The 5,509-nt window shown below is 61.6% G+C and carries 10 protein-coding genes; 7 read left to right on the top strand and 3 right to left on the bottom strand.

Annotated features, from left to right (window positions below; translation table 11 throughout):
* Nucleotides 1-959 (bottom strand): SAM-dependent methyltransferase (locus tag ACXJ7R_RS23925; RefSeq protein WP_457154000.1); only part of this gene is annotated, 959 nt, incomplete at its 3' end.
* Nucleotides 960-1,018: 59 nt separating this feature from the next.
* Nucleotides 1,019-1,192: a DUF1365 family protein gene (locus ACXJ7R_RS23920; protein WP_457153999.1), complete on the bottom strand. Its 174-nt coding sequence runs from the start codon at nt 1,190-1,192 to the stop codon at nt 1,019-1,021.
* A 91-nt stretch (nt 1,193-1,283) separates the two neighbouring features.
* Between ACXJ7R_RS23920 and ACXJ7R_RS23915 the strand changes: the two genes are divergently transcribed.
* The 6 genes from ACXJ7R_RS23915 to ACXJ7R_RS23890 all read left to right on the top strand — a co-directional run bounded on the left by ACXJ7R_RS23915 (nt 1,284) and on the right by ACXJ7R_RS23890 (nt 4,443).
* Nucleotides 1,284-1,418 (top strand): hypothetical protein, encoded by a 135-nt coding sequence (locus ACXJ7R_RS23915; RefSeq protein WP_457153998.1) that lies wholly within the window; start codon nt 1,284-1,286, stop codon nt 1,416-1,418.
* A 184-nt stretch (nt 1,419-1,602) separates the two neighbouring features.
* Nucleotides 1,603-1,893, top strand: a complete 291-nt coding sequence (locus ACXJ7R_RS23910; protein WP_457153997.1) for a Dabb family protein — start codon at nt 1,603-1,605, stop codon at nt 1,891-1,893.
* Nucleotides 1,894-1,937: 44 nt separating this feature from the next.
* Entirely contained in the window at nt 1,938-2,828 is an 891-nt protein-coding gene (locus ACXJ7R_RS23905) for a VOC family protein (protein ID WP_457153996.1), read from the top strand.
* Nucleotides 2,825-3,670: a 3-deoxy-8-phosphooctulonate synthase gene (gene kdsA / locus ACXJ7R_RS23900; RefSeq protein ID WP_457153995.1), complete on the top strand. Its 846-nt coding sequence runs from the start codon at nt 2,825-2,827 to the stop codon at nt 3,668-3,670. The genes ACXJ7R_RS23905 and kdsA overlap by 4 nt, the downstream gene beginning before the upstream one ends.
* A gap of 120 nt (nt 3,671-3,790) precedes the next feature.
* A complete protein-coding gene (locus tag ACXJ7R_RS23895; RefSeq protein WP_019858016.1) occupies nt 3,791-3,994 on the top strand; it encodes a dodecin family protein in 204 nt (67 codons plus the stop codon).
* 83 nt (nt 3,995-4,077) lie between these two features.
* A complete protein-coding gene (locus ACXJ7R_RS23890; protein ID WP_095091630.1) occupies nt 4,078-4,443 on the top strand; it encodes a PRC-barrel domain-containing protein in 366 nt (121 codons plus the stop codon).
* Nucleotides 4,444-4,497: 54 nt separating this feature from the next.
* Here ACXJ7R_RS23890 and ACXJ7R_RS23885 read toward each other — a convergent pair whose 3' ends face one another.
* The gene (locus ACXJ7R_RS23885) at nt 4,498-4,623 is read right to left on the bottom strand and encodes a hypothetical protein (protein ID WP_095091814.1); all 126 of its coding nucleotides are present in this window, start codon (nt 4,621-4,623) and stop codon (nt 4,498-4,500) included.
* A gap of 287 nt (nt 4,624-4,910) precedes the next feature.
* On the opposite strand from ACXJ7R_RS23885, the gene eno reads away from it, so the two are divergent.
* A partial coding sequence (gene eno, locus ACXJ7R_RS23880; protein ID WP_457153994.1) for a phosphopyruvate hydratase occupies nt 4,911-5,509 on the top strand: 599 nt, incomplete at its 3' end.

Here is a 5,509-nt window from a genome sequence, read left to right as displayed (position 1 = left end):
GCGCGATACGTGTCGTAGGCGGCTTCGTTGATGGTGATGATCTGCAGGCCCGCAGTGCCGCCAGGCCTCAGGCAGGCTTTCATCTTGCCGAAGAACACCGGCCAGTACTTCTCGCCGACCGCCTCGAACATCTCTATCGAGGCGATGCGGTCGTAGGTGCCGGTTTCGTCGCGATAGTCCTGCAGCTTGATGTCGACCTTGTCGGCAAGCCCGGCCTTGGCGAGGCGCGCCTTGGCGAAGTCGTGCTGCTCGCGGCTGATCGTCAGCCCGGTCACACGGCAGCCGATCTCGCGTGCCGCGAATTCGGCGAAGCCGCCCCAGCCGCAGYCGATCTCCAGTACGTGATCCTTCGGACCGATCCCCGTATCCTTGGCCAGTGCGCGATATTTGGCGGCCTGGGCGCTTTCGAGGTCGTTGGCGCCGTTGGCATAGAGGGCCGAGGAATAGGTCATGCTCGGATCGAGCCATTCCTTGTAGAAGGCGTTGCCAAGATCGTAATGCGCCGAAATGTTGCGCTTCGAGCCGGTGCGCGTGTTCTCGTTGAACCAGTGCCGGATGCGCTGGACGGTGTTGATGAGCCAGCTGGCGCCACCAGCAACGCGTTCGCCGATGGCCGAATTGACCACGAACAGCTCCAGGAAGCTGGTGACGTCAGGGCTTTCCCAATCGCCGTCCATGTAGGATTCGGCAAGGCCGATCGTGCCGCCGGAAAAGGCACGGCCGGGCAAGCGCCAGTTCTTGAGCACCAGTTCGGCGTCCGGGCCCGGTCCCTTGCCGCCGACCAGGACGGCGCGTCCGTCCGGCATCCTGACCTTCAGCGATCCGCGCGGCAGGTTCATGGCCGCCGACAGCACCATGCGCGCCTTCGCCGGCAAACCCTTGACGATCTCGGCGAAATTGAATTCGTCCAGCCTGACCGCTTCGCTCAACGCCAGACCATGATGTTCCTTGTTTGTCATCTCACGCCCCTGCGCTTCCGCGGTGTCGGCGCAAATTGCCGAGCCTCGGTTCTCGCGGTTCATTCGCCGGGTTCGAACGCCATTGCCTGATCCCGGCAGTTGATCGAACGAAAGCGCGTGCCCTTTAGCCAGAGCTTCAGCGCTGCCCAGTGAATCCCTGCGATAATCTTCCACGTCATGAGGGGGAACATCAAGAGGCAGGCTGCAAGCCAGGCTGTGCCAAGTGGAGGCACTCGCAGTCGTGGATCCGGCTTTTAAACAGCAAAGGCCGAACACGCCTAAAACGCCTATGGTTGTAACCGTGCTTGTGCGATAGTTTTAGCCATGCGTTATGTGATCGTCATTGCCGCCATCGCCTTTTTCCTGATCTGGGACGGCCTCTACAATCAGGGCCGGTATCTCGACACGGCGGTAAGGGGTGTCACGCACGTCGTGCGATCCATCACCGGCAAAACCTAGCGCCCATCCGCATGAGGCGCTGCCGCGACATCCTTGTCGATTGACGCGGCCGTCCTGTCGTCACAAAAGACCCCGGCACTTAATGCATGTCGTCCAAAAGTGGCCCCGGTCTTGGGCAACGACATGCATAAAGACAAAGACGTGAAGCGCGTCGCCCGACGCGCTTTCGATCGAGGAGGCGGCGTTGATCCGGCATATCGTTTTCTTCAGCGCGCGGCGCAAAGAGGATGTGGAGGCCGTTCGCACCGGCCTGCAGGCGCTCGGCAACATTCCCCATTCCAGCCTCTTCGAGGTGACCATCAACACAAAGGTCGACCCGCTGTCGGACGAGATCGATGTGGTCGTCTATGCCGAGTTCGCCGATGACGCGGCGTTGGCCGCCTACAAGGCGCACCCGCTCTATGGGCAGACAACCAGCAAGGTCAAACCATTGCGCGAGCTGCGTTATTCCGCCGATGTCGTGGCCGGTGCCTGATTGAGACTTGAACCGGTTTGCGGAATGATGCACATCGCGCCTGCATGAACCGAACAACAGCCGCCGGCACTCATCCGCTCGATCATCTGGTGCTGCCGACACAGAACCTCAATGTGGCACGAGCCCGGCTCACCGCGCTTGGCTTCGTGGTTGCCCCGACCGGCATTCATCCCTTCGGGACCGAAAACTGTTGTGTTTTCCTCACCGACGGCACCTATCTCGAGCCGCTCGCGGTCGGCGACGAACAGGCCGCGACGGCGGCCATTGCCGAGGGCAATGTTTTCGTCGCGCGCGACCGTATCTATCGCAACAGGCACGGTGACGAGGGGTTTTCCGCAGTGGTCCTGGGGACCAGCAACGCAGATGCCGACCAGGCACGCTATGTCGAAGCCGGCATCTCCGCGGGAGACATGCTGAGCTTTTCGCGCGCGTTCACCGACACGGCGGGTAAAAGCGACATTGCATCGTTCAAGCTCGCCTTTGCATCCGATAGCAACGCTACGGATGCTTTCCTGTTTGCCTGCGAACGGGTCAACGCGCCGAACGTGGATCGGACAGCCTTGCAGGCGCACGCCAACGGCGCCACGGGAATTGTCGAGATCGTGGCGGTCAGCGACCGGCCCGCCGAGCAGCGCCGGCTGATCTCCTTGGCGGTGGACGATCCGGCCGCCAGCGGGCAAGGCGGCGCGTTTCACTTGCCGAACGCAACCTTGAGTGTGCTTGCCCCGACGTCTTTCACCGCACGCTTTGGCTTGCCTGCCGGCGCGCCGACGGACCTACGCTTCGCCGCCGTGGTCTTTTCGGTTCCCAGCGCCGATATCACCTCGAGGCTGCTTGCAGCCAACTCCGTCAAACACGATATAGCGGGCAATGATATTGTCGTGCAGCCGGCATCCGGACAGGGCGCGGCTTTCATCTTCCGGGAGATCCAATGAGCAAGCCCCTGGCGCCCAATTCGTCGGTAACCGTCGGCAATGTCGTCTTCGACAACAACGCGGCCTTGTCGCTGATCGCTGGTCCTTGCCAGTTTGAATCGCGCCAGCATGCCTTCGACATGGCCGGCGCGTTGAAGGAACTGACCGGCAAGCTTGGAATAGGCCTCGTCTACAAGACCAGCTACGACAAGGCCAACCGCACCTCGCTGTCGGCGACGCGCGGTGCGGGCATGGAAGCGGCACTTCCCGTCTTCGACGAACTGCGCAAGGAATTTTCGCTGCCGGTGCTGACCGATGTCCACACCGAGGAGCAGTGCGCGATCGTCGCGCCGCATGTCGATGTCCTGCAGATTCCGGCCTTCCTGTCGCGCCAGACCGACATGCTGGTCGCCGCTGCGAGGACCGGCAAGGTGATCAACGTGAAGAAGGGGCAGTTCCTGGCTCCCTGGGACATGAAGAACGTGGTTGCCAAGATCACCGGTTCCGGCAACGCCAATGTCTTGACCACGGAGCGCGGCGCGTCGTTCGGCTACAACACGCTGGTGTCCGACATGCGCGCTCTGCCTATCATGGCCGAGATCGGAGCGCCGGTGATCTTCGACGCCACGCATTCGGTTCAGCAGCCAGGCGGGCAGGGCGGCTCCTCTGGCGGCGAGCGCCGCTTTGTCGAGACGCTGGCCCGGGCGGCTGTCGCCGTTGGTGTGGCCGGCGTGTTCATCGAGACCCATCAGGATCCGGACAATTCGACCTCTTCCGATGGCCCGAATATGGTGCCGCTGAAGGATATGCCGGCACTGCTGGAAAGACTGATGGCGTTCGATCGTATCGCCAAGGGTCACTGAAGCGTCCCACGGACGTTCCAGCGTCGGCAACTGACAATGGCCCCATGGCCCGGCGCTTGTGGAAGACATAAGCCGGCTGTACGCTCGCCTCGCAAATGAGCGTTTTGGCAGGAGGAAGCCATGTCTGTCGCCCGCGTCACCGAAATCACCTCATCGTCGAAGAAGAGCTTTCAGGACGCCATCGAGAAGGGGATTGCGCGTGCCGCAAAGACCTTGAAGAACGTCGAAGGCGCCTGGATCCAGGACCAGAAGATCGTCGTCGAGGACGGCAAGATCGCTGCCTATCGCGTCAACATGAAGGTCACCTTCATCCTCGCGGAGTAACCGGCTGCCGCCGAAAAAGTCGGGAACTTTCGCCCGCGCCCCTCATTGTCAAAGCATGGATCAACGACAATGAGGAGCACATCATGACAACCCAGACAGGCCACACCGAAGCCATTGCCGCTTCGCGCGTCATCGGCACGTCCGTCTACAACACCGAGGGTAGGAGCATCGGCAGCATCGAGGACATCATGCTCGATAAGACCTCGAACGGCATCATGTTCGCGGTGATAGGTTTCGGCGGTTTTCTCGGCATCGGCGAGAAGTACCACGCCATTCCGTGGGCCAGCCTCGACTATGACGAGGACAAGGGGGGCTATGTCGTTCCGTTCTCCAAGGAACAGCTGAAGGCCGCACCCGCTTATTCGATCAACGAACTGGCCGGCGCGGATGGCGAGACGGCGCGCGACGCGTCCTATGATTATTACAAGGTCACGCCTTACTGGCATTGACGCCCGGAAACAAAAGGCCCCGTTCAGACGGGGCCTTTTGGATTCGATGTGCGCCTATTCGCTGACATGCAAGGCCGGTAGCGGCCCTGCTGCCTTGGGTGGCGATTGCTGATTGTCGCACGACGTCAGAAACGCCGCCGCGATCAGGAACAGACTCACGATACCACTCAACTGGGACATGGCGAAACTCCTCCTGTTTCGCCCCGCGCACCCGCACCATAGCCGGAAGTACATCCGCCGCACATGACTTATGATGACAGCGATTTGCGCTTCGTGAACCGCCTGATGCATATCGCCACAAAGTAGTCCCCGGTTTTGAGAGAACGGCATGCGGCGCCTGAATCCGTTCAGGCGCGACGCGCTTTAGGCTGACGCCACGGCAATAATTGCGACCGGGCCGATTGCCTTTTGCGGCACTTTGGCTAAGACGTGCGCGACCCTTCTTCAGATCAATCGAGGACATCGCAATGACCGCCATCATCGACATTGTCGGGCGTGAAATCCTGGACAGCCGTGGAAATCCGACCGTCGAGGTCGATGTCGTTCTCGAAGATGGCTCGATGGGCCGCGCTGCGGTGCCGTCGGGCGCCTCGACCGGTGCCCACGAGGCCGTCGAACTGCGCGACGGCGGCGCCCGCTATCTCGGCAAGGGCGTGCTCAAGGCTGTCGAAGCGGTGAACGGCGAGCTGTTCGAGGCTATCGGCGGCATGGAAGCCGAAAATCAGATCCACATCGACCAGACCATGATCGAGCTCGATGGCACCCCCAACAAGAGCCGGCTCGGCGCCAACGCCATCCTCGGCGTCTCGCTGGCCGTGGCCAAAGCCGCAGCCGATGCCGCCGGCCTGCCGCTCTACCGTTATGTCGGCGGCACCAAGGCGCATGTCCTGCCAGTGCCGATGATGAACATCATCAATGGCGGCGCCCATGCCGACAACCCGATCGACTTCCAGGAATTCATGATCCTGCCGATCGGCGCGCCGACACTGCGCGAGGGTGTTCGCTGGGGTTCGGAGATCTTCCACACGCTGCGCAAGAAGCTGAAGGATGCCGGCCACAACACCAA

The sequence above is a fragment of the Mesorhizobium sp. P5_C1 genome (assembly GCF_054049815.1).
Note: the sequence above shows the minus strand (reverse complement) of the source record. Positions and strands in the feature narration are given on the sequence as shown.

Bases quoted from the DNA above. Each gene is read 5' to 3' on its own strand.
- ACXJ7R_RS23915 (WP_457153998.1), top strand. From the start codon at position 1,284: ATGCGTTATGTGATCGTCATTGCCGCCATCGCCTTTTTCCTGATCTGG.
- ACXJ7R_RS23905 (WP_457153996.1), top strand. From the start codon at position 1,938: ATGAACCGAACAACAGCCGCCGGCACTCATCCGCTCGATCATCTGGTG.
- kdsA (WP_457153995.1), top strand. From the start codon at position 2,825: ATGAGCAAGCCCCTGGCGCCCAATTCGTCGGTAACCGTCGGCAATGTC.
- ACXJ7R_RS23895 (WP_019858016.1), top strand. From the start codon at position 3,791: ATGTCTGTCGCCCGCGTCACCGAAATCACCTCATCGTCGAAGAAGAGC.
- ACXJ7R_RS23890 (WP_095091630.1), top strand. From the start codon at position 4,078: ATGACAACCCAGACAGGCCACACCGAAGCCATTGCCGCTTCGCGCGTC.
- ACXJ7R_RS23885 (WP_095091814.1), bottom strand. From the start codon at position 4,623: ATGTCCCAGTTGAGTGGTATCGTGAGTCTGTTCCTGATCGCGGCGGCG.